Source organism: Streptomyces sp. NBC_00846 (assembly GCF_045207325.1).
Lineage (GTDB): Bacteria > Actinomycetota > Actinomycetes > Streptomycetales > Streptomycetaceae > Streptomyces.
This window is the reverse complement of sequence record NZ_CP108846.1, coordinates 1137845-1162893: the sequence shown is the minus strand read 5'-3', so window position 1 is coordinate 1162893 and position 25049 is coordinate 1137845. Positions and strand designations below refer to the sequence as shown.

The following is a 25049-nucleotide window of genomic DNA, read 5'->3' as shown; positions in this document are numbered from 1 at the left end:
CCCGGTTGCCCAGTTCATCAGTAAGAGGAGCAAGTCAGTGAGCATCGAGAAGCCCGAGATCGACTTCCCGGGTGGCGAGCCGCCGGCCGACCTGGAGATCAAGGACATCTGGGAAGGCGACGGCGCGGTGGCCAAGGCCGGCGCCACCGTCTCCGTCCACTACGTGGGCGTGGCATTCTCCACCGGCGAGGAGTTCGACGCCTCCTGGAACCGCGGCGCCCCGCTGCAGTTCCAGCTCGGTGCCGGCCAGGTCATCTCCGGCTGGGACAAGGGCGTGGAGGGCATGAAGGTCGGCGGCCGTCGCCAGCTGACCATCCCCGCGCACCTCGCGTACGGCGACCGCGGCGCCGGTGGCGGCAGTATCGCCCCCGGCGAGACCCTGATCTTCGTCTGCGACCTGGTCGCCGTCTGATCCGCACCCGTGCACTACGAGGGCCCGTGCCTGGGGGCACGGGCCCTCGCTTTTGTCCGGACACCGCGGAGCGGTACGGTCGACGGTCGTAGGGCAAAACAGAAAGGGCGTCGATGGCGATCGCCAAGGCCGAGCGGCTGATGAACCTGGCTCTGTGTCTGCTGGGGACCCGGCGCCCGCTGAGCAAGCGCGAGCTGCGCGGCTCCATCGAGGCCTACCTGGAGGCCGGTTCCGACGACGCCTTCAACCGGATGTTCGAGCGCGACAAGGACGATCTGCGCGAGCTCGGTCTGGTCATCGAGACCGTGGAGAACCTGGACGGCGACACGGGATATCTCGCCCGCCGCGACAGCAACCGGCTGCCCCCGATCACGCTGGACGCCGAGGAGGCCGCCGCCCTCGGACTGGCCGCCAAGGTCTGGCAGCAGGCACGGCTGGCCGGTGCCGCCAGCGGCGCGCTGCAGAAGCTGCGGGCCGCCGGCATGCCGGAGGCCGAGGACGCGTACGAGGTGCACAGCGCCCTCGAACCCCGTATCCCCGTTCATGAGGCCGCCTTCGAGCCGTTGATGCTGGCCTGCCGGGACCGCCGTCCGGTGACCTTCGACTACCGCAAGGCCAACGCCGCCCGGCCCGAGCAGCGCCAGGTCGAGCCGTGGACGCTGGAATGCTGGCGCGGTCACTGGTACCTGGCCGGCTGGGACCGGGACCGCGGCGCCGAGCGGGTGTTCCGGCTCTCCCGGATCACCGGCCGGGTCCGCTCCCGGGCCGGGGCGTTCACCGCCGAGGTGCCCGACGTCGTGACCGTCCGCGAGACCGTCGAGAGCTGGGCGGGGGAGACGGCGACCCGGACCGCGCTGATCAGGCTGCGGACCGGTGCCGGATACCCGCTGCGTTCGCGCGCCATATCGGTCCGGGAACTCGGGAACGGGTGGGACGAGTTGGAGATTCCGTACGGACACGGTCTGGATGCCTGGCTCGTCGAGTTCGGTCCGGACGTCGTCGTACGGGAACCCGCCGATCTGCGGGCCGATGTGGTGGACCGGCTGCGCGCCGTGGCCAAGGACTGAGGGGACCCATTCATGGCCACGAACGCGATCGACCAGACCCGCCGGATGCTCTCCCTGGTGACGTATCTGCGGGAACGCCCCGGCGCCCATGTCCAGGACGTCGCCCGCGCCTTCGGAATCACCGAGGACGAGCTCATCTCGGACCTCGATGTGCTGCCGATGTGCGGTACGAGCTTCCGCGGCGGCGATCTGCTGGACATCGACACCGACGGCGACCGCATCTGGTGGCACAACCCGGACGATGTCGCGGAGCCGCTGCGGCTCGCGGCCGACGAGGCGACCGCGCTCCTGGTCGCCGCCCGCGCCGTGGCCACGCTGCCGGGGCTGCGCGAGAGCGACCGGCAGGCACTGCTGCGGGCCACCGCGAAGCTGGAGACGGCGGCCGGCGAGGTGGGCGCGGCGAGCTCGCGGCTCTCGGTCACCTTCGAGTCCGAGGGCGGTGTCTTCGCCGATGTCGACCGGGCGATCTCCGAGCGGCGCCGGCTCTGGCTGCGCTACTACTCACCCGCGCGCGACGAACTGACCGAGCGCGAGGTGGACCCGATCCGGCTGTTCGCCGTGGGGCACACGTACATGGAGGCCTGGTGCCGGTCCTCCGAGGACCGGCGTACGTTCCGGCTCGACCGGGTCGCCGAGATCCGGCTGCTGGACGAGCCGGCCGCGCCGCCCGAGCTGGAACTGCGGGATCTGTCCGAAGGGCTCGTCCAGCCGGCGGCCGAGGACCCGGAGGTCGTGGTCGAGGTGGGGCCCGGCGGCCGGTGGGTCGCCGAGTACTACCCGCACGACAGCGCCGAGGAGCTGCCCGACGGCGGGCTGCGGATCACCCTGCGCACCCCTGATCCGGCCTCGCTGCGCAGACTCGCACTGCGGCTCGGCGGGGAAGGCCGCATCGTCTCCCCACCGGAACTGGCGCGGAGCGCACGGCAGGCGGCCCGTGCGGCGCTCGCTGCCTACGACGGCCCGGCCTGAGCGGAGATCTGAGAGATATGAACAACATGTCCGTGGTATCGGGTGTGCCGACCGTGGTGGTGCCCGAGTCCGTACGGTTCAAGGCCGCCTGCCCGGACTGCCGTGAGCGGTTCGAGCTGGCGGCGGGCGCCATCCGACTCGCCGTGGGCGCGAGCCGCCGGACGACGTTCTACTCGTTCACCTGCCCCGAGTGCGGCGTGGTCGTCCGTAAACCCGCCGGGGAGCGGATAGTCGAGCTCCTCACCGGTGGCGGGGTGCGGACGCTGCGCCTCCACACCAGCCTTTAGACCTCCGGACACCTAGATACATCGAGGCTCTGCGCATGTTCTGGCCCATGCTCGCCATCGCCCTGGGATTCCTCGGGATCGCCGTCCTGGGCGTGCTGGCTGTCAAGGTCTTCGTCGAGGCCCAGCGCCTGGGGCACCAGGTGACGCGAACCACCCAGCGCATCAACCGGGCGGCGGAGGACCTCGAACGCGCCGCGACGGATCTCGCCGCGACGGGGGAAGCGTTGCCCTAGGGTCCGCGCCGCTGCGCGCCTGTGAGCAGGGACGATCGAACGGAACCGGCGCGGCCTCCAGTTTCCCGGATTCGGGGGGTACGCTGCTCAAGCGGCCCTGAGAGCGAGGCGTGGGCCGCAATCGCAAGGATGCATGAGTATTGCCCTGCGTTTACTCCTGCGGGATACGATCGCTGACAGTACGACGATCGGGCGTCCGTCCGACGTTCGGTCAGCCCCACCCCTGCTGCCTCGGTGAGAAGGTACACGCATATGTTCGGAAGGCTCGGCGCTCCCGAGATCATCCTGATCCTCGTCGTTATTGTGCTGCTGTTCGGCGCGAAGAAGCTTCCTGACATGGCTCGCTCGCTCGGCAAGTCGGCCCGCATCCTCAAGAGCGAGGCCAAGGCCATGAAGTCCGAGGGCAGCCCGTCGGCCACCCCGGCCGAACCGGCGAACGACACCGCCGCCCAGGAGCAGGCCGCCCCGCGCACCATCAAGGCCGCGCCCGGTGACGTGACGAGCTCGCGTCCGGTCGCCGAGCCGACCGACTCGACCAAGCGCTGACAAGAAACGGGCCGACGCAGGCGCCGCGATCGGTGACGGCCTGCTGCACGAGATGAGGACGTGGGTTGCTCAAGTCTGCCCGCAAGCAGGAGACGGACCCCGACGGCCGCATGCCCTTGGTGGAGCACCTGCGTGAGCTGCGTAACCGGCTGGCCAAAGGCCTGCTCGGAATCGTCGTCGTCACGATCGTGGCCGCGTTCTTCTACAAGGGGATCATCGAGTTCTTCACCAACCCGGTACTGAAGTCCGTCGGTTGTGAGTCCAGTTTCGCCGAGCTCGCCAAGAAGGACGACGGTACGTGCGCGCGTATCGTCCTGAACGGTCTGCTCACCCCGTTCACCCTTGCCCTCAAGGTCTCCTTGATGGCGGGCGTCGTCCTTTCCTCGCCGATCTGGCTCTACCAGCTGTGGGCCTTCGTCGCCCCGGGTCTGCACAAGCACGAGAAGAAGTATTCGCTCGCCTTCGTCGGTGCGGGGTTCCCGCTCTTCCTCGCCGGTGGCCTCTTCGCGTACAAGACCCTGCCCACGATGGCCCGGGTGCTCCTGGACTTCTCGCCGGCGGGCCTGGACAACCAGTTGCCGCTGGATGACCTGCTGGATCTGATCACGCGCATGGTGGTGGTCTTCGGGCTCTCCTTCGAACTGCCCCTGCTGCTCGTCATGCTGAACTTCGGCGGGGTCATCACCGGCAAGCGGATGCTCGGCTGGTGGCGGGGCATGATCATGGGGATCACGGTCTTCGCGGCGGTGGCCACGCCCAGCACCGACCCGGTGAGCATGCTGGCGCTCGCCGGACCGATCTGGGTGCTCTACTTCATGGCCACGGCGATCTCGCTCCTCAACGACCGACGCAAGGCGCAGCGCGCGGCGGCGGGGCCCGCCGACGACGAGGCCTCGGAGCTGGACCTCACCCCCGAAGACGTCGGTGAGATCGAATCGGTCTCGTCCAGCCGGTCGTTGCCCACCCAGGCGAGCTCGGACCGTGACCGGGTCAACGGTTACGACGACATCACCTGACCTTGTAGGGTCCCCGGGTGACCAGCGAGATCACCCTTTTCGTCAATCCCACCGCGGGACGCGGCCGGGGCGCGCGTGCCGCGCAGCCGGCCGCTTCCGCGTTGCGGGACGCCGGATTCTCCGTGCGTACGGTTCTCGGCGAGGACGCCGCCGACGCCCTGCGGCGGGCGCGGGAGGCCGTCGCGGACGGCACCGGTGCGCTGATAGCGGTGGGCGGGGACGGCATGATGTCCCTCGCCCTGCAGGCCGTGGCCGGAACGGAGACCCCGCTCGGAGTCGTCGCCGTGGGCACCGGGAACGACTTCGCCCGCGCGCTCGGGGTGCCGATACGGGATCCGGCCGCGGCCGGACGGCTCGCCGCCCGGGCGCTCAAGGGCGGGGCGGTCCGCGAGATCGATCTCGGCCGGGTCGGCGAGCGGTGGTTCGGGTCCGTGCTCGCCTCCGGCTTCGACTCCCGGGTCAACGACCGCGGCAACCGGATGCGCTGGGTCGGCGGACGGTTCAAGTACGACCTCGCGATCCTCGCCGAACTCGCCGCGTTCAAACCGATCCCGTACCGCATCAGGCTGGACGGTGGACCGGTCCGGGAGATCGAGGCGACGCTCATCGCCGTCGGCAACGGATCGACGTACGGCGGTGGCATGAAGATCTGCGCGGACGCCGTCATGGACGACGGGCTCTTCGACGTGACCGTCGTCGGGGACTGCAGCCGCACCACACTCCTCAGGGTCTTTCCCCGCGTCTACAAGGGAACGCACCTCGGCCACCCCAAGGTCACGTCGCACCGGGTCTCCTCGATCGAGCTCGCCGCGGCCGGTGTCACGGCGTACGCGGACGGCGAACAACTCGGCGCACTGCCGCTCACCGCCACCTGCGTACCGGGCGCGGCGAGGGTGCTCGCACCGGGTTCTCCCGGCGGTATTTAAAGATCGCGTCACTGTCGGAGGCGCCGGGTAGGCTCGTAAGCAAGATGACAGAGGACCTCTCACCAGCTGAGCGATACCAGGCTTCTCGGATCCGCGCCGCCGAGCTGGCCACCGCACTCGCGCCCTTCCGCGAGTTGTACGAGTTCGATCTGGACCCCTACCAGATCGAGGCATGCGAGGCGCTGGAGGCAGGCAAGGGGGTGCTCGTCGCAGCTCCCACCGGCTCGGGCAAGACGATCGTCGGCGAATTCGCCGTGCACCTCGCGCTCGCGCAGGGCCGCAAGTGCTTCTACACCACCCCCATCAAGGCCCTGTCCAACCAGAAGTTCACCGATCTGGTCAAGCGCTACGGACCGGACAAGGTCGGCCTGCTGACCGGCGACAACAGCGTCAACGGCGACGCCCCGGTGGTCGTCATGACCACCGAAGTGCTGCGGAACATGCTGTACGCGGGCTCGCAGACGCTGCGCGGCCTGGGCTACGTGGTGATGGACGAGGTGCACTACCTCTCCGACCGCTTCCGGGGCGCCGTCTGGGAGGAAGTGATCATTCACCTCCCGGACTCCGTGACCCTGGTGTCACTGTCGGCGACCGTGTCCAACGCCGAGGAGTTCGGCGACTGGCTGGACACCGTCCGCGGTGACACCGAGGTCATCGTCTCCGAACACCGCCCCGTGCCGCTCTGGCAGCACGTGTTGGCGGGCCGCCGGATATACGACCTCTTCGAGGAGGAGACCGACCACGGCGGCCGTGGCACCGGACGACGCGAGGTCAACCCCGACCTGGTCCGGCTCGCCCGGATGGAGAACCAGCGGGGCTACAACCCGCGGGAACGCCGCCGCGGAAAGATGGTCCGCGAGGCGGACCGCGAGCGCGAGCGCCGCGAGCGCAGCCGCATCTGGACCCCGTCCAGGCCCGAGGTCATCGACCGGCTGGACGCCGAAGGGCTGCTCCCCGCCATCACGTTCATCTTCAGCCGGGCCGCCTGCGAAGCCGCCGTGCAGCAGTGTCTGCATGCCGGACTCCGGCTCAACGACGAGGCCAAGCGGCGTCTGGTCCGCGAGATCGTCGAGGAGCGGACCGCGTCCATCCCCGGCGAGGACCTCCATGTCCTCGGCTACTACGAGTGGCTCGAAGGACTGGAGCGTGGCATCGCCGCGCACCACGCCGGCATGCTGCCCACGTTCAAGGAAGTCGTGGAGGAGCTCTTCGTACGAGGGCTCGTCAAGGCGGTCTTCGCGACGGAGACGCTCGCCCTCGGGATCAACATGCCCGCGCGTTCCGTCGTGCTGGAGAAGCTCGTCAAGTGGAACGGCGAACAGCACGCCGACATCACCCCCGGCGAGTACACCCAGCTGACCGGGCGGGCCGGACGGCGTGGGATCGACATCGAAGGCCATGCGGTGGTGCTGTGGCAACGTGGCATGGATCCGGGCGCGCTGGCCGGACTCGCGGGTACGCGGACGTATCCGCTGCGGTCCAGCTTCCGGCCCTCGTACAACATGGCCGTCAACCTGGTGCATCAGTTCGGGCGGCACCGCTCGCGCGAGCTGCTGGAGACCTCCTTCGCGCAGTTCCAGGCCGACCGGTCGGTGGTCGGGATCTCCCGGCAGGTCCAGCGGAACGAGGAGGGGCTGGAGGGCTATCGCGAGGGCATGACCTGTCACCTCGGTGACTTCGAGGAGTACGCGCGGCTGCGCCGCGACCTCAAGGACCGGGAGACCGAGCTCGCCAAGCAGGGCGCGTCGCAGCGGCGGGCCGCAGCGGCGGCGTCCCTGGAGAAGCTCAAGCCCGGCGATGTCATCCACGTGCCCACCGGCAAGTTCGCCGGACTGGCGCTGGTCCTCGACCCGGGGCTGCCGGGCGGACGGACCAATGGGCACGGGTACCGCGGGCTCGAATACCACGACGGGCCACGGCCGTTGGTGCTGACCGCCGAGCGACAGGTCAAGAGGCTCGCCTCGATCGACTTCCCCGTTCCGGTGGAGGCGCTGGAGCGGATGCGGGTGCCGAAGTCGTTCAACCCGCGCTCACCGCAGTCGCGTCGCGATCTGGCCTCCGCGCTGCGGACGAAGGCGGGGCACATAGCGCCGGAGCGGCACCGCAGGGATCGGTCACCCGCGGCCGACGACCGGGAGATCGCCCGCTACCGGGCGGCGTTGCGCGCCCACCCCTGCCACGGGTGCGACGAGCGTGAGGACCACGCGCGATGGGCCGAGCGGTACCACCGGCTGCAGCGCGACACCAAGCAACTGGAGCGGCGGATCGAGGGGCGGACGAACACGATCGCCCGCACCTTCGACCGGATCGTCGCGCTGCTCACCGAGCTCGACTACTTGCGGGGCAATGAGGTCACCGAGCACGGGCAGCGTCTCGCACGGCTCTACGGCGAGCTGGATCTGCTGGCGAGCGAATGCCTGCGGGACGGGGTGTGGGAGGGCTTGAACCCGGCCGAACTCGCCGCGTGCGTCTCCGCGTTGGTGTACGAGGCGCGGCAGGCCGATGACGCGGTGGCGCCGAAGCTGCCGTCGGGGCCCGCGAAAGCCGCGATGGGCGAGATGGTCCGGATCTGGGGCCGGCTCGATGCCCTGGAGGAGGATTTCAAGATCAACCAAGCGGAGGGGGTCGGCCAGCGCGAACCCGATCTCGGGTTTGCCTGGGCGGTCTACATGTGGGCGTCCGGGCGGTCGCTGGACGAGGTGCTGGGCGAGGTGGAGATGCCGGCCGGGGACTTCGTGCGGTGGTGCAAGCAAGTGATCGATGTGCTGGGGCAGATCGCGGCTGCGGCTCCTCGGGAGGGGAGTTCGGTGGCGCGGAGTGCGCGCAAGGCCGTGGACGCGGTGTTGCGGGGGGTCGTGGCCTACAGCTCCGTGGGGTGACGGGGTCACGCAGTGCGGGGTGCCGGGGGCGGGGTGCCGGCGCGGCGGTCGGCCGGACACCTGGGCGGCGGCGAACACCCGCGTCACCGGAGCGTGGATCCGGGTCATCGCGCCCGTCAGTCGTCGGCCGGTCCGCTTCGTGCGGGCCGGCCGACGGCGCCTTTTTCAGTCTGTGGGCGTGCCGCTTCAGTCTGTGGGCGTGCCGCGTGTGCCGCGCGTGCCGCGCTTGCCGATCTTCATCGACGCGCCCGCGCAGACCAGCCCCAGCAGCAGGGTCAGTCCGCCGATGATGACGTTGTTCAGGATGACGCCGAGGCTCGGGCCGCTGCCGACCACCCACGTCGAGGCGATCATCCAGGCGCCTATGGCGCAGATGGCCCAGCTCAGGCCGTACATCCGCTCCGGCATGACGGTGAATCCGAGGCCCAGCACGGCGATGGCGATACCCATGATCAGGTTGTGTGCCACGAGGGTGGGCTGGCTCGTCGTGAAGCCGAGCACCCAGGGCGAGATGGCGCAGTAGAGACCGACGAGGAACACCGGTGCGTCCACGAGGGCCACGTCACGGCCACCGAGCACTCGCGCATAGCGATCGCGCATTTCGGAAACATCGGGGTGACTGGCGATGTCACGGCCGGCGTGCGAGAGGTTTGACATGGGTTGGTCTCCTTCGCTCCTGCGGACCTGGCCGCCGTTTTGGGGAAACGCGGCCCTCTATGCCATTTTGCGCTTATCCAGCCCTTATGTGCAGGTTCGGGGATTACGAATATCGGAGGGAATCGCGACGTGTGAGGCGCGCTCCAACTGTCCGGCCAGGTCCACCAGGCCGGGCGTCCGCAGCACCCGGTCCCCGTACCCCGGCAGCGGCACGTGCAGGGGCTCCGCCCAGCGTGCCGGAATCGCGCCGAAGCCGTACACAGCCCCCGCCAGGCCACCGGTCACCGCCGCGACCGTGTCGGTGTCCCCGCCGATGTCCACCGCTGTGGCCAGGGCGCTCTCGTACGTACGTGTGGTGCGCAGGGCCCACAGCGCGGTGCCCAGGCACGGCCATACCGCACCGTTGAACTCCGTTGCCGAGTCCGGGTGCCAGTCGGGCGCGAGGACGGCGGCCCAGCGCTCGCGGTGATCCTCGTGCACCCGGTCCACGGCGCCCGGAACGGCGGCGAGCGGATCGCCACCGTTCAGTGCCACCCGGATCAGTTCGTGCAGCACGGCGGTGCCCTCCCACGCGGCCCGGTCGCCATGTGTCAGCGCGGCGATCCGTCGTGCGGCGGCCATCGTCGCCATCTGCCCCGCCCGCGCGAAGTACACGGCCGACGTGGCGGCCCGCATCAGCGAACCGTTGCCCGCCGCGCGCCCATTGACCTGGAAGTGCAGCGCTGCCGCGATGTCCCAGGGCTCGCCGCTCGTCAGTACGTCCTCGGTCTGCAGTCCGATGTCCTTCGGCCCGCCCGCCGCCCATCGGCGAAACCGGCCGAACAGGTCGGGGAGGTCGAGGCCGCCCCGTTCCAGCAGGGACTCCGCGACCAGCACGGCCATCTGGGTATCGTCCGTGGCCTCGCCCGGATCCCAGCCGCCGCCCCCGCACATCGTGCCGACACCGTCCGGGAAGCGTGCCGTGTAGACACCGGCGGGGCCGAACTCGAAGGGCGCCCCCAGCGCGTCACCGACCGCCGACCCGACGACGGCACCCACCACCCGGTCCTGCCGTTCCACCACGCCGCGAGGTTCCATCCGGTCAGCGTACGGAGGGTGACCTCCCGGCTGCCCCGCTCGATCAGGACACGTCGACCGTCACCGAGTGCCAGCCCGTCGCGCCGTTGGGCACGGTGCCGACGCGGTCGCCGGTCTGGGTGGCGCCGGTTCCGTCCGTGGCACGGACCTCGAGGGTGTGATTGCCGGATGTGGCGGGCCACTCCCACACCCACTGGCGCCAGGTGTCCCGGTTGTCCGCGGCGGCCAGCCGGGCCGTGTGCCACTCCCCGCCGTCCACCCGGACCTCGACCCGCGAGATACCGCGGTGCTGGGCCCAGGCCATCCCGGCCACCGGCACCGTGCCGGCCTTCGGGGAGGAGAACGGGCGGGGGGTGTCGATCCGTGACTCGGTCTTGATCGGCGCCTGCTGGGACCAGGACTGTTCGACCCAGTAGGCGTCGTACGCGTCGAACGTGGTGAGCTCGATGTCTTTGATCCACTTGCAGGCCGATACGTACCCGTACAGGCCGGGAACGACCATCCGGACAGGGAAGCCGTGCTCGAAGGGCAGTGGCTCGCCGTTCATGCCGAAGGCGAGCATCGCGTCGCGTCCGTCCATGGCCGTTTCGACCGGTGTGCCGATCGTCATGCCGTCGACGGAACGCGCGACGATCTGGTCAGCGGGACCGCCCTTCGACGGCGGCCGCACCCCGGCCTCGCGCAGCAGATCGGCCAGCCGTACGCCGATCCACCTGGCGTTGCCGACGTAGGGGCCGCCGACCTCGTTGGACACGCAGGCCAGGGTGATGTCGCGCTCGATGATCTCGCGGCCCAGCAGATCGTGGATGTCGACGGTGACGGGCCGTGCGACCCCCGTGCCATGGATCTTCAGCCGCCACGTACCGGCATCGACGCGTGGCACGACCAGCGCCGTGTCCACCCGGTAGAAGTCCTTGTTCGGGGTGATGAAGGAACTCAGTCCCCGGATCCTCAGATCGGCGCCCGGGGGAATGGCCGGTGCGGCGGATTCCGGTACGGGGAGGACCAGGTTGTGACGCGAAGCGCCGGCCCCGGCCTGGACGGAGGAGGTGAGTCGGCGTCCCAGGAATCCCGCGCCCGCCGAGGTGACCGCCGCCGTGGTCGCCGCGACGACGAAGCCGCGGCGGTCGAAGGTGACGTATGCCTCCGTCTCCCCCTCCCCGGCCGCGGGAGAGGGAGACGGGGCCGGTTTGAGCCGTCCGACCAGGAGATACAGCACTCCCGCGGCCACCACGGCCCCCACCACCGAAGGCAGCGCGTCGGCCGGTACGCCTTCCGGACGCCCCACCGCCGACACTGCCCCGACCAGACCGAAGACCAGGACGGCAGCGGAACCGAGCAGACGGTGCCGCAGCGCCAGCATTCCGATCCCCATGGCGAAGAGCGCCAGGAGGACCAGGATTCCGAGTTGGAGCACCATCTTGTCGGCCGTGCCGAAATTCCGTACGGCGAACTCCTTCACGGCAGGGGGAGTGCGGTCGATGACCGCACTCCCCACCGCCGTGACCGGGCCCGACTCGGGACGTACGACAGCCGCGACAAGTTCGGCCACGGCCAGGGCGCAGAACCCGGCGATCAGACCGCTGAGCGCGGCGAGAATGGCGCGTGCCCAGCGGGATCGTCGGGAGGACGATGCTCCGGTCTGCCCTGGATCATCTCGGTTTTCAGTCACAACCAGCATTCGTCGCCCGGCGCCGGACGGATTGGTCCGTCACCCGATTGGACGTGGGATTCGGTGCGGCTGATCCCGCCGTCAGTTCACGCCCCGGGCCCGCTCGAACCGGGTCCGGGCCTCCGCCAGATCGACGAGCCGGTCGGGGTAGTCGAGCGCGGCCCGGCGCGGGCCGGTCAGCTTCCACGGCTCGTGGATCTCGTCGTCCGCCAGCTCCGCGAGCTCCGGCACCCAGCGGCGCACGTAGGCACCGCGCGGATCGAACCGCTTGCCCTGGACCACCGGATTGAGGACCCGGTTGGGGCGGGTGTCCGTGCCGGTGCCCGCCACCCACTGCCAGTTCAGCTGGTTGTTCGCCAGGTCGCCGTCCACCAGCAGGTTCAGGAAGTGCCGGGATCCCACCCGCCAGTCCAAGTACAGCGTCTTCGTCAGGAAGCTCGCCACCAACATGCGTCCTCGATTGTGCATCCAGCCCTCGTGCGCCAGTTGCCTCATTGCCGCGTCGACCAGTGGGTAGCCGGTGCGCCCCGCGCGCCAGGCCTCGGCCTCGGCGTCGTCGGTCCGCCAGCGGTCGTGGCGTGGACGGTAGTCGTTCCAGGCGGCGTCCGGCCTGGCGGCGAGCACCTGGTGATGGAAGTCCCGCCACGCCAGTTGGCGTACGAACGCGTCGGCTCCCGGCCCGCCCCGCCGCCGCGCCCGATCGATCACTTCGGCCGCCGAGAGACAGCCGAAGTGGAGATGGGGGGAGAGCCGGGAAGTGGCATCACCGGCCAGATCGTCGTGGCCACTCTCGTAGCCGGCCAGGGGGCCGTTCAGCCAGCGCGACAGCAGCCGACGCGCGGCGGTCTCGCCGCCCCTGGCGAGCCCGGGGGAGACCCCGGCCACCTCCGCCCGGTCCGGCAACGGCCCGGACTCCACGCCTTCCGGCAGCCGCACCGTACGCGGAGCGGCCAGTGTGCCCCGTACCCCGGCCGCCTCCCAACGGCGGAAGTACGGGGTGAACATTGCGTAGTGAGCACGGTCCGTCGGGACGACCCGGCCGGGTGCGAGCGCCGTGACAACGGCGTCATGGACGTGCAGGGTGCATCCGACGGCCGCCAGGGCCGGGCGCAGACGCTCCTCACGGCGCAGCGCGTACCCGCTCACTCCGCTCGCGATGTGCAGGCTCCGCGCACCGGTCTCCACGACCACGGCACGGGCGGCGGCGACGACGTCGCCGTCCCGGACGACGAGTCGTCCGCCACGGCGGCGCAGTGCCGCGTCGAGGTCGGCCAGGCAGTCCGCGAGGAACGCCCGCCGGTTCGGCGCGTCGAAGCCGGCCCGCTGGATCCCCCTGTCGTGCACGAACAGGGGAACGACGGCATCCGCCTCGCGCAGTGCGGCCCGCAGCACCGGGTTGTCGTACAGGCGCAGGTCGGAGGTGAACAGTGCCACGGAGACTGTCATACGCGTGTGCCGTTCCGTTGTCGTCGTGCCCTACTCGCGCCACGGGTCGCCCTGACTCGTCGCCCCCACGGGCGGGGTCCGGGGCCGGCGAGACCGCCCCGGCCCCGCCCGGTCAGGCCGCCGGAAAGTTCATCAGAGCCATGGGTGCCGATGTCGGTTGCGCGGAGCCACCGGCGGGTTCGACCGTGATGCCTATGCCCGACGCCCCGTCGACCGGCCCGTCCAGCACCAAGGCGTCGCTCGTCGCCGTGGAGTCCATCAGACCGGCGGAACGCATGCTGCCGTGGTCATCGAACCACAACTGGTACACCTTGTCGCCAGGTGGCTGCTGCATTCCCGAGGCCATGAACACGGCCCGGTTCGCGGTCCGCGAGACCACGATCGTTCCCTTCGCACCGCCCGTCATGGCACCGGACGACGCCTTGGCATCCGGTGCGGCGAGGACCCGGACCAACTGCTCGTTCCGCTGCCGGACCGTGTGGGCCTCCTGCCGGGCGTCCTCGGCCGCCCGGTTCTGCCAGACGGCGATCCCCCCGAAGCAGGCGGCGGCCAGACACGCGGCGAGTGCGAACTTCGGCCACCGGCCGCTCGGCCCCGTCACCCCGGCGACCGGACCCACCCCACCGTCGGAGCGGCGCCCGGCGCCGGAAGGCGAGTCCTGCCGTACGGCCGTGATCTCCCGCAGCACCCGTTCGCGCAGTTCGGGCGGTGGCGTGCGGGCCACCGCGAGCCCGAGCCGGGTGGCGGTCTCCGACAGCTCGCGCACCTCCACGGCGCAGGCCCCGCAGTCGCAGAGATGCCGTTCGAAGTCCCGCCGCTCGGCCTCCGGCAGGGCCTGCAGGGCGTAAGCCCCGGTCAGCGTGTGCAGTCCGGCGTTGCTCATGCGCCCACCCCGAGGCAGTCGCGCAGCCGGATCAGTCCGTCGCGCAGTCGTGTCTTGATCGTCCCGAGCGGGACGGAGAGCAGCTCCGACACCTCGCGATACGTCAGCCCCCGGTAGTAGGCGAGGTCCACGGACTGCCGTTGCAGCTCGGAGAGCGTCCGCACGCAGCGGCGGACCTGTTCACGCTCCACCCGGCTCTCGACCTGCTCGGTGACCTCGTCGAAGGCGGGTGTGCGGTCGAGCAGTGCGGCCCTGTACTCGCGGGCGGCCGAGGCCTCGGCCGAGCGCACCCGGTCCACGGCCCGGCGATGGGCCAGTGTCAGCACCCAGCTCATCGCGCTGCCGCGGGCGGCCCGGAAACGAGGGGCGGTGCGCCACACCTCGACCAGCACCTCCTGCGCGACCTCCTCCGACTGGGCGGGATCACGCAGCACGCTCCGTACGAGTCCGAGGACCGGCCCGCTGACCGCGTCGTACACCTTGGCGAAGGCGTCCTGGTCGCCTTGGGCGACCATCTCCAGGAGCTCCTGGAGATCGGGCCCCGCCGAGCGTGCTCCGCTGATGTACACGGCTTCCTTCACGCGGGCTTCCTCCCTGGTCGCTCATCGGTTCTCCAGATGATTCGGAGCCGACGGCAGCGCGGATCGGTCGGTGCGCGAGATCCTTCCACGGTCCCAAGAGTCCGCGATACATCGTGATTGGCGCGTTCGAGTGAACGCGATACATCCGGTCACGAGTATTCGATGGCGAAGTGAAGGGTGAGGGGGGGCGGTGGCCAAGCGGCGCAAGCTCGGCCATCCACTGGCACTGGCGGTCATGGTGCTGCTCGCCGAGCGTTCCGTGCATCCGTACGAGATCGCCCAGACGCTTCGCCGACGCGGCAAGGAACACAGCGTCAAGATCAATTTCGGCTCGCTGTTCACCGTCGTTCAGAACCCGGAGAAGCACGGTTACGTCGAGGTCGCGGGCGTCCAGCGACAGGGCAACCGACCCGAGCGCACGCTCTACGGCATCACCGAGGCCGGGCGCGTGGAGATGCTCGACTGGCTCTCCGGCCTGCTCGCCGTGCCGGCCGCCGAGCACCCGGTCTTCGAGACGGCCCTGTCGGAATCCGGCGCCCACGAGGGCGGGCAGGACACCCGGGCGGATCGGCCGGGAGGCGGTGCGGTGGGCGATCCGGGCGCGCAGCAGCAGGATGGCGATGACCGGTGTGCCGGCCCAGAGCACGGCGACGGTGATGCCCATCACGTTGAACGGTGGTGCCTGCCGTCGGTGAGCGAGCCGGCGCACCGGGAACGCGTAAGCCCCGGTCGGGGACCGGGGCTTACGGTCTCGCCCACGATTGGCACCGCGACGCCGCTGACAATCGTGGGCGAGACCGTTACGCGGGTGGGCCGGTGCTATGCCGCCTTCTCCTGCTCGCGCTCCACCTGTGCGTTCCACTCGCGCTTGACCGAGCGCCAGGTGTCGTCGTTCTGGCCGAGCCGCCAGTAGCCCGAGACCGACAGTTGGGGGAGCGGGATCCGGCGGTCCAGGCGCAGATGGCGGCGGATCTCCTTCACGAAGCCCGCCTCGCCGTGGACGAACGCCTGGACCTCGCCCGCCGGGAACTCCAGCTCCTTCACCGCGGCGGTCAGTGCCTCGCCCACCGGCCGCTCCCCGCGGTGCAGCCAGGTCACCTCGACGCCGTCGGGCGTCACGATCTTCTGCTCCTCCGCCGCGTCAGTCACCTCGATGAACGCGTGCACCACCGCGCCGGCCGGCATCTGCTCCAGGGCCGCCGCGATGGCCGGGAGGGCGCTCTCGTCGCCCGCCAGAAGGTGCCAGTCCGCCGAGGTGTCCGGGCCATAGCCCCCGCCCGGGCCGAGGAACGTCACCGGATCGCCCGGGGCCGCCCGCATCGCCCAGGGGCCGGCAAGACCCTCGTCGCCATGGACCACGAAGTCGATGGCCAGCTCCCGGGCGGCCGGATCCCAGGAGCGCACCGTGTACGTGCGGGTGGTGGGCCACAGCTCCCGGGGCTGTTCCGCGCGGATGCGGGCCATGTCGAACGGGTGCGCGTAGTCCGCGCCCTCGGGGGCGAAGCAGAGTTTGACGTAGTGGTCGGTGAACCCGGAGAGCCCGAAATCGGCGAGACCGTCACCGCCGAGCACCACACGGACCATGTGCGGGGTGATCTGCTCGGTGCGCAGAACGTGGGCCCCCTGCGCCTTGGGTGCCTGCCGTGCCGGTCGTTCTGCCACGAGGTTCTCCCTGCTCCGATTGCTTAGGCTTACCTAAGTTAGCATCTCGGTCAGATGCTGGGGAGGGCCGGAGTCAGGCGTGCAGTGCGGAGAGCAGGCGTTGCAGTGCGCCGCCCAGCCCCCACCGCTTCGCGAGGGCTTCGAGTGCGACCGGATCGCGCGGCTCGGAGGGCAGCGAGGGGTCGAACTCCGGCAGGGGCACGTCACCGGCGACGCGGACCACCTTCGGTGCGACGGCGACGTAGTCCCGGGCCTCGTCGAGCCGCTTGCGCTGCGAGGGTGTCAGCTTGGCGGCCGGATCGTCGACCGCGGCCATGATTCCGGCCAGATCGCCGAAGGCGTCCAGCAATTTCGCCGCCGTCTTCTCGCCGATCCCGGGGACGCCGGGCAGCCCGTCGCTCGGGTCGCCGCGCAGCAGGGCCAGATCGACGTATCCGGAGCCGTCCACCCCGTACTTCTCCCGCAGCCACGCCTCGTCCGTCAGCTGGAGCGAGCCGACCCCCTTCAGCGGGTAGAGCACCCGCACCCCGCGGGCGTCGTCGACCAGCTGATAGAGATCCCGGTCGCCGGTGACGATGTCCACGGGGCCGGTGGCCAGGCCCGTGAGCGTGCCGATCACGTCGTCCGCCTCGTAGTCCGCGACGCCGACCCGGGCGATGCCGAGCGCATCGAGCACGTCCTCGATGACCGGCACCTGCGGGGCCAGGGTGTCGGGGGTCTCCTCCTCGTCGGGCAGTCCCTCGGCGGTCTCCACCGCGACCCGGTGCGCCTTGTACGTAGGGATCAGCTCCACCCGCCAGTGCGGCCGCCAGTCCGCGTCCATGCAGGCGACCAGGTCGTCCGGCCGGTGGTCCTGCACCAGGCGCCCGATGAAATCGAGCAGCCCGCGCACGGCGTTGACCGGTGTCCCGTCCGGGGCGCGTACCGAATCGGGGACCCCGAAGTAGGCGCGGTAGTAGAGGGAGGCGGTGTCGAGGAGCATCAGGCGTCGCGTCACACCCCGATGATGCCGCACCCCACTGACAGCCCGTCGCACCTCACCGGCACCGGCACCGGCACCGGTAGCCGAGGGCGGCCGAGCCGGGGGCGGCACCGGCCGTCAGAGAGGTCCGGGCCGGGGGGTGCCCCCGCTCCCCACGGTGCCCGCACATATGTGAGCTGGGTCACTCTTGTGTTTGGCTCGTGTAAGTGAGGGCAGGCGCGCAGCCGGAGCGGAGCACGTAGCAATTTCAACTACCGCACGTGCCATGCGGGCCGAATCCGCGTCGCTCCACGGTCTGCCGAGGGGGTGGCAGACCGTTTTTCGGTTCAACCCGCGAGGTGTATGTGTCAAGGCTGCAAGCCGAACATTTGTACAAAGTGTTCGGCAGACGACCCGATCAAGCCGTGCAGAAGCTCGAAAGCGGTGCCGACCGCGACGTGCTGCGCGCCGACGGAACGACCGCAGCGGTGATCGACGCCTCGTTCACCGTCGAACCGGGACAGATCTTCGTCGTGATGGGTCTGTCCGGGTCCGGAAAGTCCACGTTGCTGCGCATGCTCAACGGACTTCTGGAGCCCACAGCCGGACGCGTCCTGTTCGACGGCCAGGATCTGACCGCCCTGAGCCCCGCCGAACTGCGCCACGTCCGGTCCTCGAAGATCAGCATGGTGTTCCAGCACTTTGCCCTCTTCCCCCACCGCAGCGTGCTGGAGAACGCCGGATACGGCCTCGAAGTGCAGGGTGTGCCGCGCGCCGAGCGCGAGCAGCGCGCCGCCGAAGCGCTGGAGCTGACCGGTCTCGCCGGCTGGGAGAAGTCCTGGCCCGACGAGCTGTCCGGCGGTATGCAGCAGCGCGTCGGCCTGGCCCGCGCCCTGGCCACCGACGCCGACCTGCTGCTGATGGACGAGTCCTTCAGCGCGCTCGACCCGCTGATCCGCCGCGACATGCAGGACCAGCTGCTCGAACTGCAGAAGCGCCTGAAGAAGACGATCGTCTTCATCACCCACGACCTCAACGAGGCCATGCGCCTCGGCGACCGCATCGCCGTGATGCGCGACGGGAAGATCGTCCAGCTCGGCACCGCCGAGGACATCCTCGTCACCCCGGCCAACGACTACGTCGCCTCCTTCACCCAGGACGTCGACCGCTCCCGGGTGCTGACCGCGGGCGCGATCATGGCCGAGCCGCACACGGTCATGGGCACCACCACGGACGACGGCAGGGAACTGCGTACCCCCGCCGACGTGCTGGCGGCCGCCCCGGCCACCGTCACCGAGTCCACGCCGATCATCGACCTCTTCACGCCGTGCTCGCAGAGCGGCGTGGCGGTCGCCGTGACCGACACCACGGGCAAGCTCGTCGGCGTCGTACCGCGGGCCCGGCTGCTCGCCGTCCTCGGCGAGCCGATGACCCCCGCCGAGGTCCCGCAGGACGTCAGGCCCGGCACGGTCGACACGAAGAAGGTGGCCAATGTTTAGGCTCCCTCTCGGTGACTGGGTCGACTCCGCGGTCGATTGGCTGCAGACCCACCTCTCCTGGCTGTTCGACGCGATCAGCTCGATCGTCAGCGGCATGTTCGACGGCATAGCCGCCGTGCTCTCCGCCCCCGCACCGCTGCTCTTCGCGGGCATCGTCGCCGTCATCGCCTGGTGGCTGCGCGGTCTTCTCGCGGGTGTGCTCGCCTTCGTGGGCTTCGCCCTCATCGACTCCGTCGAGCTGTGGGACGAAGCGATGGACACCGTCACCCTGGTGCTCGTCGCCACCATCATCGCGCTGGTGCTGTCCGTGCCGCTGGGCATCTGGGCGTCCCGTTCGAAGACCGTCAGCGCGGTGACCCGGCCGGTCCTGGACTTCATGCAGACCATGCCCGCCATGGTCTACCTGATCCCCGGCGTGATCTTCTTCGGCGTCGGCGTGGTGCCCGGCATCATCGCCACCATCATCTTCTCGCTGCCTCCGGGCGTCCGGATGACCGAGCTCGGCATCCGCCAGGTCGACGGCGAGCTCGTCGAGGCGGCCGAAGCGTTCGGCACCACCCGGCGCAACACCCTGCTGCGGGTCCAGCTGCCGCTCGCCCTGCCCACGATCATGGCGGGCATCAACCAGGTCATCATGCTGGGCCTGTCCATGGTGGTCATCGCCGGCATGGTCGGCGGCGGCGGCCTCGGTGGCGCCGTCTACCGCGCCATCGGCAACGTCGACGTCGGCCTCGGCTTCGAGGCGGGCATCTCCATCGTCATCGTGGCGATGTACCTGGACCGGATGACCGGCGCGCTCGGCCGCGAGGTCTCCCCGCTCGCCCGCCGCGCGCTGGCGAAGGCGCAGTCGATGGCCGGCGGACTGAAGATCTGGAACTACCGCCCGCAGCCCGTCGTCGCCGTCTCCGGCATCGTCGTCCTCGCGCTCGTCGCGGGTGCCATGGGCATCTTCGGCTCGTCCGGCTCGGGCAAGTCCACCGGTACCGCCGACGGTTCGAACGTCGGCGCGGGCAAGAAGATCAGCATGGGTTACATCCCGTGGGACGAGGGCATCGCCTCCACCTTCCTCTGGAAGGAGATGCTGGAGCGGCGCGGCTACGAGGTCGACGTCAAGCAGTACGAGGCCGGTGCGCTCTACACCGGTATGGCCAACGGCCAGATCGACTTCGAGACCGACTCCTGGCTCCCCGTCACCCACGCCAGCTACTGGAAGAAGTACCAGGACCGCCTGGAGGACATGGGCTCCTGGTACGGCCCCACCTCGCTGGAGCTGGCCGTCCCCTCGTACCTGAAGGACGTCCAGTCGCTGGACGACCTGAAGGGCAAGGCGTCGCAGTTCAAGGGCCGGATCGTCGGCATCGAGCCGAGCGCCGGTGAAATGGGCCTGCTCAAGGACAAGATCCTGCCGGGCTACGGCCTGGACAAGGAGTACAAGGTCGTCGACGGCTCCACTCCGTCGATGCTGGCCGAGCTGAAGCGCGCGTACGCCAAGAAGGAACCGATCGTCGTCCCGCTCTGGTCGCCGCACTGGGCGTACAACCAGTTCGAGCTCACCAAGCTCAAGGACCCCAAGAACCTCTGGGGCAAGGGCGACGGCATCCACACCCTGGCTCGTAAGGGCTTCTCCGCGGACAACCCCGAGGTCGGCAGCTGGCTCAAGAACTTCAAGATGAGCGAGGGCCAGCTCACCGGTCTTGAGGCGCAGATCCAGAAGTCGGGCACCGGCAAGGAGCAGGAGGCCGTCCGCACCTGGCTGAAGGCCAACCCGGGCGTCGCCGACCAGTGGACCCCCGTCGCCAAGGCCGCCGCGCCCAAGGGTGCGAACGGCAAGGACGAGCGCGACCGCGCCGTCGAGATGGCCTGGTTCCCCTGGGAGGAGGACATCGCCGCCACGTACCTGTGGAAGGCGGTCCTGGAGGAGCGCGGCTACAAGATCAACCTCAAGCAGTTCGAGGTCGGTCCGATGTACGCCGCGATGTCGCGCGGCCAGATCGACGTGCAGTTCGACGGCTGGCTGCCGTACACCCAGAAGAACTACTGGGACAAGTACGGCTCCCAGCTGACCGACATCGGTTCGTGGTACGGCCCCACGTCCATCGAGGTCGCGGTGCCCTCATACGTGAAGGACGTCAAGACCCTCGCCGATCTCAAGGGCAAGGGGTCGCAGTTCAAGGGCCGGATCGTCGGCATCGAGCCGGGCACCGCCACGATGGAGAACCTCAAGAAGAACGTGCTGCCGACGTACGGCCTGGACAAGGAGTACAAGGTCGTCGACTCCTCGACGCCGGGCATGCTGTCCGAGCTGAAGCGCGCGTACGTCAAGAAGGAGCCCATCGCGGTGCTGCTCTGGACGCCGCACTGGGCGTACAACGAGTTCAGCATGACCAGGCTGAAGGACCCCGAGAAGGCATTCGGCGACGGCGACCGGCTGCATACCATCGCCAGCAAGGACTTCCCGGAGAACTACCCGCAGCTGACGAAGTGGTTCAAGAACTTCAAGCTGAGCGAGGACCAGCTCGCCGGCCTGGAGAACCAGATCCAGAAGCGCGGTGCGGGACATGAGGAAGAGGCCGTGAAGGCCTGGATGGAGAAGAATCCGGGCATCGCGGACACGATGGCCCCGCAGTAGAGTCCTGCAGGACCCGAAAACGGGAAGGGGTGGGCACCGCCGACGACGGTACCCACCCCTTCCGGCTGTCCGGAAGACGCTCATCCACCGGCCGACCTTGCGTAACCGTGTGCGTAATGTGCCGGCAGCCGGGAGGATGACGAGTCGGGAGGGAGCCGGACATGGACGACAAGGAAGCACTCCGCGTAGGCGCCGCGGTCCGCCGACGGCGCAGATCCCTGGGGCTCACACTGGCCGCGGTCGCCACCCGTAGCGGCCTGTCCGTGCCGTTCCTCAGCCAGATCGAGAACGAGCGGGCCCGGCCCAGCGCCCGCTCCCTGGACCGGGTCGCCGAAGCGCTGGAGACCAGCACCGCGCGGTTGCGCGCCGCCGCGGACTCGGCGCGCGCCGTCGATGTCGTACGGGCGGGCGAGGGCGACGGCGTACGCAGGGTGGTGCGCGGACGCCATCAGCTCAGCGCCCTGGAGTTCACCGGCGAGCTCGACCTCGGGCGCGAGTTCCAGCACCGCAACGACGAGGTGATGTACGTGGTGCAGGGCGCGGCGGAGGTGGAGGCCGAGGGGCAGGCGTACCGGCTGGAGCAGGGCGACACGCTGTTCCTGTCCGGTGGCGTGCGCCACCGCTGGCGGGCCACGGTGCCCGGTACGCGACTGCTGGTCGTCGCCGTGGCCGAGCACATCGACGCCACCTTCGACCCGCGTCGCTGAGAGAGGCTGTCCGCCGTGCGCGTCGTCTCCCTGGTCCCCTCGCTCACCGAGGCCGTCGCCGTCACCGCCCCCGGCCTGCTGGTCGGCGTCACCGACTGGTGCACCCATCCGCCCGGCCTGACCGCGGCCCGGATCGGCGGCACCAAGAATCCCGACGTGGCGGCGATCGTCGCGCTCCGGCCCGATCTCGTCGTCGCCAACGAGGAGGAGAACCGCGAACCCGACCTCGCGGCGATCGGGGCCGCCGGCATCGAGGTGCTCGTCACCACGGTCCGCACCCTCGACCAGGCCTTCGAGGAACTGGAACGGGTCCTGGCCACCGCCTGCGGGCAGGCCAGGCCGCGCTGGCTGGACGAGGCCGAGGCCGCCTGGGCCGCACTCCCGCCGCCCCGTACCCCACGCCGTGCGGTCGTACCCGTCTGGCGCAGGCCCTGGATGGTGCTGGGCCACGACACCTTCGCCGGAGACGTGCTGGCCAGGCTCGGAGTCGAGAACGTCTACGCGGACCACGCCGAGCGCTACCCCCGTATCCCGCTCGACGCACTCAACGCGGCGGGCGCCGACCTCGTCGTCCTGCCCGACGAGCCGTACCGCTTCACCGCGGACGACGGCCCCGAGGCCTTCCCCGCACTGCCCGCCGCGCTCGTCGACGGGCGATTCCTCACGTGGTACGGGCCGTCACTGGTGCGCGCCCCTGCGGCGCTGCGAGCAGCGCTCCGCTGAGCAGCCCGCGCAGCGTCCGCAGCCCGGCCACCGCCCACGCCGCCACCAGCAGCACGTACAGCGCGACGGCCAGCCAGGTGTACGCGGTGAGACCCGTGTGCCGGGCCAGGCCCGTGGCGCCCGTGACACACGTACCGACGGGGAAGGTGAAGCCCCACCACGTCATGCTGAACGTCATGCCGTTCCGGACGGCGCGCACGACCAGCGCGACGGCCAGCGTGAGCCACATCAGCGCGAAGCCCATCACCGGCACCCCGTACAGCACGGCGAACACCCCCAGCCCCGCGTCGTACGGTGCCCCGATCGCCCCCGGCGCCACATCGGCGAGCTGATTGACCGCCGTCGTCGACTGGCCCAGCGGGCCGAGGACCAGGAACAGCGTGGGCGTCAGCACGAGCGGCAGCGGGCCCTGGTGGACGAGCCGGGCGAAGATCAGCGGCAGCATCACCAGCGTGGCGAGCAGGCTCAGCCCGAACATCGCGTAACAGGCCAGCAGCATCGCCTCCCGCCACTGACCGGCGGGCAGCTCCGGCACCAGCAGCGGACCCAGCGCCGCGGAGACCATCGGCGCCACCACCGGCAGCAGCCACACCGGCGACGCGGTGCCGGGCTCGACCCGGTGGCGTACGACCATCAGATACGGGATCGCGACCGCGGCGGCCAGCCCGATCACCGTGCCCGCCGTGTACAGCACCACATCCAGGGCCAGCGCCGCCTCATGCCCGATGACGTCCCGGCCGACCACCATCGACGAGCCGCCGACCGCCAGCAGGGCCATCGAGAGACAGCCGTAGAACGGGGCGACGGCAGGGTCGAGCAGATGGGTACGGGCCTGGTCGCGATGGGCGGCCCAGTGCCCTGCACGGGCCGCGAGCACGACCGCGAGCATGACCGTCGCGAGCGCCCACACCACGGTGCAGGCACCGCGCAGTCCCGGGACATGCACGGGCAGCGTCGCACCCGCGCTCGCCACGATCGCGGTGCCCATGACGGTTGCGTACCAGTTGGGGCCGACGTACCGCAGGTGAGGGAGCCGTAGGGCGGCCTGGTATGGGGTAGGGGTTTGTTGTGTCTGCGGAAAGATGGCCATGCCACGATTTTCGCGGCGGGGGACGAACCCCACCAGAGACTCCGTCTCTATGAGGTCATAAGCTGACTTTATGTCCGGCGAAGAACATGTCCCCCTCTCCCACCGGGTCCCCGACCTCGGTGCGCTGGAACTGCTGCTCGCGGTCGCCCGGCACGGCAGCCTGGGGCGCGCGGCACGCGACGTCGGCGTCACCCAGCCCGCGGCCAGCAGCCGCATCCGGTCCATGGAACGGCAGCTCGGTCTTGCCCTGCTGGACCGTTCGCCGCGCGGTTCCCGGCTCACCGACGCGGGCGCGCTGGTCACCGACTGGGCGCGCCGGATCGTCGAGGCGGCCGAGGCGTTCGACGCGGGCGCGCAGGCGCTGCGCGACCGGCGGGACTCCCGGCTGCGGGTCGCCGCCTCCATGACCATCGCCGAATACCTGCTGCCGGGCTGGCTGATAGCGCTGCGCGCCGAACGGCCCGACACCGCGGTCTCGCTGCTCGCCGGGAACTCGGCGGCCGTCGCGGGCCGGCTGCTCGTCGGCGAGGCCGACCTCGGCTTCGTGGAGGGCCTGTCCGTGCCGGAAGGCCTCGACGGCACGGTCATCGCCCACGACCGGCTGGTCGTCGTCGTCGCCCCGTCCCACGCGTGGGCCCGTCGCCGTACGCCGCTGACCCCGCAGGAGCTGGCCGCGACCCCGCTGATCCTGCGCGAGCACGGCTCCGGCACCCGCCAGGTCCTGGACGCGGCCCTGGCCGTCCACGGCGGCCTCGCCCAGCCACTGCTCGAACTCTCTTCGACCACCGCGGTGAAGGGAGCGGCCCAGAGCGGCGCGGGCCCCTGCGTGCTGAGCGAACTGGCGCTCGGCGAGGAGCTGTCCTCCCGGCGCCTGGTCAAGATCCCGATCGCCGGAGTACGGCTGAGGCGCCAACTGCGCGCCGTATGGCCCTCGGGCCACCGGCCGACGGGGCCGGCACGCAACCTGCTGTCGCTGACGGGCCGGGACAAGCCGCTGGCGGATCGGGACGCGTAGCGCGATACCCGGCGTGCCCGGCCATGGCGGAGCCGGGCACGGCGGCGCCTTGCACCAGCCCGCCGCACCGTGCGCAAACCGGTGGCGTGCGTCGGGCTCCGTGGTGAAAATA

General features: G+C 70.3%; 24 protein-coding genes. 15 read left to right on the top strand and 9 right to left on the bottom strand.

Features of this window, described 5'->3' with window-relative positions; genetic code table 11:
• The first annotated feature begins 37 nt into the window (after positions 1-37).
• The 9 genes from OG936_RS05415 to OG936_RS05375 all read left to right on the top strand — a co-directional run bounded on the left by OG936_RS05415 (position 38) and on the right by OG936_RS05375 (position 8335).
• Positions 38-412, top strand: coding sequence for an FKBP-type peptidyl-prolyl cis-trans isomerase (locus OG936_RS05415; RefSeq protein WP_406492891.1), 375 nt, complete (start codon positions 38-40; stop codon positions 410-412).
• Positions 413-525: 113 nt separating this feature from the next.
• The gene (locus OG936_RS05410) at positions 526-1479 is read left to right on the top strand and encodes a helix-turn-helix transcriptional regulator (protein ID WP_406492889.1); all 954 of its coding nucleotides are present in this window, start codon (positions 526-528) and stop codon (positions 1477-1479) included.
• A gap of 12 nt (positions 1480-1491) precedes the next feature.
• The gene (locus tag OG936_RS05405) at positions 1492-2448 is read left to right on the top strand and encodes a helix-turn-helix transcriptional regulator (RefSeq protein ID WP_406492888.1); all 957 of its coding nucleotides are present in this window, start codon (positions 1492-1494) and stop codon (positions 2446-2448) included.
• A 17-nt stretch (positions 2449-2465) separates the two neighbouring features.
• A complete protein-coding gene (locus OG936_RS05400) occupies positions 2466-2735 on the top strand; it encodes a hypothetical protein (protein WP_406492886.1) in 270 nt (89 codons plus the stop codon).
• A gap of 35 nt (positions 2736-2770) precedes the next feature.
• On the top strand, positions 2771-2968 hold the full coding sequence (locus tag OG936_RS05395; RefSeq protein ID WP_406492884.1) for a hypothetical protein: 198 nt from the start codon (positions 2771-2773) through the stop codon (positions 2966-2968).
• Positions 2969-3220: 252 nt separating this feature from the next.
• A complete protein-coding gene (gene tatA / locus OG936_RS05390; protein WP_383753690.1) occupies positions 3221-3514 on the top strand; it encodes a Sec-independent protein translocase subunit TatA in 294 nt (97 codons plus the stop codon).
• Between the two features lie 65 nt (positions 3515-3579).
• Positions 3580-4530, top strand: a complete 951-nt coding sequence (gene tatC / locus OG936_RS05385) for a twin-arginine translocase subunit TatC (protein WP_406492882.1) — start codon at positions 3580-3582, stop codon at positions 4528-4530.
• 17 nt (positions 4531-4547) lie between these two features.
• On the top strand, positions 4548-5456 hold the full coding sequence (locus OG936_RS05380; RefSeq protein WP_406492880.1) for a diacylglycerol kinase: 909 nt from the start codon (positions 4548-4550) through the stop codon (positions 5454-5456).
• A 44-nt stretch (positions 5457-5500) separates the two neighbouring features.
• On the top strand, positions 5501-8335 hold the full coding sequence (locus tag OG936_RS05375; protein ID WP_406492879.1) for a DEAD/DEAH box helicase: 2835 nt from the start codon (positions 5501-5503) through the stop codon (positions 8333-8335).
• Between the two features lie 186 nt (positions 8336-8521).
• On the opposite strand, the gene OG936_RS05370 is transcribed toward OG936_RS05375, so the two are convergent.
• From OG936_RS05370 to OG936_RS05345, 6 genes are all read right to left on the bottom strand, one after another.
• Positions 8522-8992 (bottom strand): SPW repeat protein, encoded by a 471-nt coding sequence (locus OG936_RS05370; protein WP_266745221.1) that lies wholly within the window; start codon positions 8990-8992, stop codon positions 8522-8524.
• An 84-nt stretch (positions 8993-9076) separates the two neighbouring features.
• On the bottom strand, positions 9077-10069 hold the full coding sequence (locus OG936_RS05365) for an ADP-ribosylglycohydrolase family protein (RefSeq protein ID WP_406492878.1): 993 nt from the start codon (positions 10067-10069) through the stop codon (positions 9077-9079).
• A gap of 43 nt (positions 10070-10112) precedes the next feature.
• Positions 10113-11750: a molybdopterin-dependent oxidoreductase gene (locus tag OG936_RS05360; RefSeq protein ID WP_406492877.1), complete on the bottom strand. Its 1638-nt coding sequence runs from the start codon at positions 11748-11750 to the stop codon at positions 10113-10115.
• 72 nt (positions 11751-11822) lie between these two features.
• The gene (locus OG936_RS05355; RefSeq protein WP_406492876.1) at positions 11823-13187 is read right to left on the bottom strand and encodes a cryptochrome/photolyase family protein; all 1365 of its coding nucleotides are present in this window, start codon (positions 13185-13187) and stop codon (positions 11823-11825) included.
• 112 nt (positions 13188-13299) lie between these two features.
• Positions 13300-14070: an anti-sigma factor domain-containing protein gene (locus OG936_RS05350; RefSeq protein ID WP_406492875.1), complete on the bottom strand. Its 771-nt coding sequence runs from the start codon at positions 14068-14070 to the stop codon at positions 13300-13302.
• Positions 14067-14651 carry a sigma-70 family RNA polymerase sigma factor gene (locus OG936_RS05345; protein WP_406492873.1) on the bottom strand — a complete coding sequence of 195 codons (585 nt, stop codon included), beginning with the start codon at positions 14649-14651 and terminating at the stop codon, positions 14067-14069. The genes OG936_RS05350 and OG936_RS05345 overlap by 4 nt, the downstream gene beginning before the upstream one ends.
• Positions 14652-14841: 190 nt before the next feature.
• Between OG936_RS05345 and OG936_RS05340 the strand changes: the two genes are divergently transcribed.
• Positions 14842-15564 (top strand): PadR family transcriptional regulator, encoded by a 723-nt coding sequence (locus OG936_RS05340; RefSeq protein WP_406492872.1) that lies wholly within the window; start codon positions 14842-14844, stop codon positions 15562-15564.
• On the opposite strand, the gene OG936_RS05335 is transcribed toward OG936_RS05340, so the two are convergent.
• Together OG936_RS05335 and OG936_RS05330 are read right to left on the bottom strand one after the other, a co-directional pair.
• Positions 15471-16313, bottom strand: a complete 843-nt coding sequence (locus OG936_RS05335) for a siderophore-interacting protein (protein ID WP_406492870.1) — start codon at positions 16311-16313, stop codon at positions 15471-15473. The two genes, OG936_RS05340 and OG936_RS05335, sit on opposite strands and share 94 nt — an antisense overlap.
• A 73-nt stretch (positions 16314-16386) precedes the next feature.
• Complete coding sequence (locus OG936_RS05330; protein ID WP_406500315.1) at positions 16387-17295, bottom strand: 5'-3' exonuclease H3TH domain-containing protein; 909 nt, start codon at positions 17293-17295, stop codon at positions 16387-16389.
• Positions 17296-17699: 404 nt separating this feature from the next.
• On the opposite strand from OG936_RS05330, the gene OG936_RS05325 reads away from it, so the two are divergent.
• The 4 genes from OG936_RS05325 to OG936_RS05310 all read left to right on the top strand — a co-directional run bounded on the left by OG936_RS05325 (position 17700) and on the right by OG936_RS05310 (position 22832).
• Positions 17700-18773, top strand: a complete 1074-nt coding sequence (locus OG936_RS05325) for a glycine betaine/L-proline ABC transporter ATP-binding protein (RefSeq protein ID WP_406492869.1) — start codon at positions 17700-17702, stop codon at positions 18771-18773.
• Positions 18766-21402, top strand: a complete 2637-nt coding sequence (locus OG936_RS05320) for an ABC transporter permease/substrate binding protein (protein WP_406492867.1) — start codon at positions 18766-18768, stop codon at positions 21400-21402. Before OG936_RS05325 ends, OG936_RS05320 begins: the two co-directional genes overlap by 8 nt.
• A 161-nt stretch (positions 21403-21563) precedes the next feature.
• Positions 21564-22109 (top strand): helix-turn-helix domain-containing protein, encoded by a 546-nt coding sequence (locus OG936_RS05315; protein ID WP_384454176.1) that lies wholly within the window; start codon positions 21564-21566, stop codon positions 22107-22109.
• A 15-nt stretch (positions 22110-22124) separates the two neighbouring features.
• Entirely contained in the window at positions 22125-22832 is a 708-nt protein-coding gene (locus OG936_RS05310; protein WP_406492866.1) for a helical backbone metal receptor, read from the top strand.
• Here OG936_RS05310 and OG936_RS05305 read toward each other — a convergent pair.
• A complete protein-coding gene (locus OG936_RS05305; protein WP_406492864.1) occupies positions 22771-23922 on the bottom strand; it encodes a TDT family transporter in 1152 nt (383 codons plus the stop codon). The two genes, OG936_RS05310 and OG936_RS05305, sit on opposite strands and share 62 nt — an antisense overlap.
• Positions 23923-23992: 70 nt before the next feature.
• Here OG936_RS05305 and OG936_RS05300 point away from each other — a divergent pair, with 70 nt between their 5' ends.
• Positions 23993-24937 (top strand): LysR family transcriptional regulator, encoded by a 945-nt coding sequence (locus tag OG936_RS05300; protein WP_406492862.1) that lies wholly within the window; start codon positions 23993-23995, stop codon positions 24935-24937.
• The last annotated feature ends 112 nt before the right edge of the window (positions 24938-25049 follow it).

Excerpts from the sequence above, each read along its gene's own strand:
- OG936_RS05360 (WP_406492877.1), bottom strand. The coding sequence starts at position 11,750 with ATGCTGGTTGTGACTGAAAACCGAGATGATCCAGGGCAGACCGGAGCA.
- OG936_RS05315 (WP_384454176.1), top strand. The coding sequence starts at position 21,564 with ATGGACGACAAGGAAGCACTCCGCGTAGGCGCCGCGGTCCGCCGACGG.
- OG936_RS05405 (WP_406492888.1), top strand. The coding sequence starts at position 1,492 with ATGGCCACGAACGCGATCGACCAGACCCGCCGGATGCTCTCCCTGGTG.
- OG936_RS05320 (WP_406492867.1), top strand. The coding sequence starts at position 18,766 with ATGTTTAGGCTCCCTCTCGGTGACTGGGTCGACTCCGCGGTCGATTGG.
- OG936_RS05395 (WP_406492884.1), top strand. The coding sequence starts at position 2,771 with ATGTTCTGGCCCATGCTCGCCATCGCCCTGGGATTCCTCGGGATCGCC.
- OG936_RS05305 (WP_406492864.1), bottom strand. The coding sequence starts at position 23,922 with ATGGCCATCTTTCCGCAGACACAACAAACCCCTACCCCATACCAGGCC.
- OG936_RS05330 (WP_406500315.1), bottom strand. The coding sequence starts at position 17,295 with ATGCTCCTCGACACCGCCTCCCTCTACTACCGCGCCTACTTCGGGGTC.
- OG936_RS05375 (WP_406492879.1), top strand. The coding sequence starts at position 5,501 with ATGACAGAGGACCTCTCACCAGCTGAGCGATACCAGGCTTCTCGGATC.
- OG936_RS05350 (WP_406492875.1), bottom strand. The coding sequence starts at position 14,070 with ATGAGCAACGCCGGACTGCACACGCTGACCGGGGCTTACGCCCTGCAG.
- OG936_RS05300 (WP_406492862.1), top strand. The coding sequence starts at position 23,993 with ATGTCCGGCGAAGAACATGTCCCCCTCTCCCACCGGGTCCCCGACCTC.
- OG936_RS05355 (WP_406492876.1), bottom strand. The coding sequence starts at position 13,187 with ATGACAGTCTCCGTGGCACTGTTCACCTCCGACCTGCGCCTGTACGAC.
- OG936_RS05410 (WP_406492889.1), top strand. The coding sequence starts at position 526 with ATGGCGATCGCCAAGGCCGAGCGGCTGATGAACCTGGCTCTGTGTCTG.
- OG936_RS05365 (WP_406492878.1), bottom strand. The coding sequence starts at position 10,069 with ATGGAACCTCGCGGCGTGGTGGAACGGCAGGACCGGGTGGTGGGTGCC.
- OG936_RS05400 (WP_406492886.1), top strand. The coding sequence starts at position 2,466 with ATGAACAACATGTCCGTGGTATCGGGTGTGCCGACCGTGGTGGTGCCC.
- tatA (WP_383753690.1), top strand. The coding sequence starts at position 3,221 with ATGTTCGGAAGGCTCGGCGCTCCCGAGATCATCCTGATCCTCGTCGTT.
- OG936_RS05370 (WP_266745221.1), bottom strand. The coding sequence starts at position 8,992 with ATGTCAAACCTCTCGCACGCCGGCCGTGACATCGCCAGTCACCCCGAT.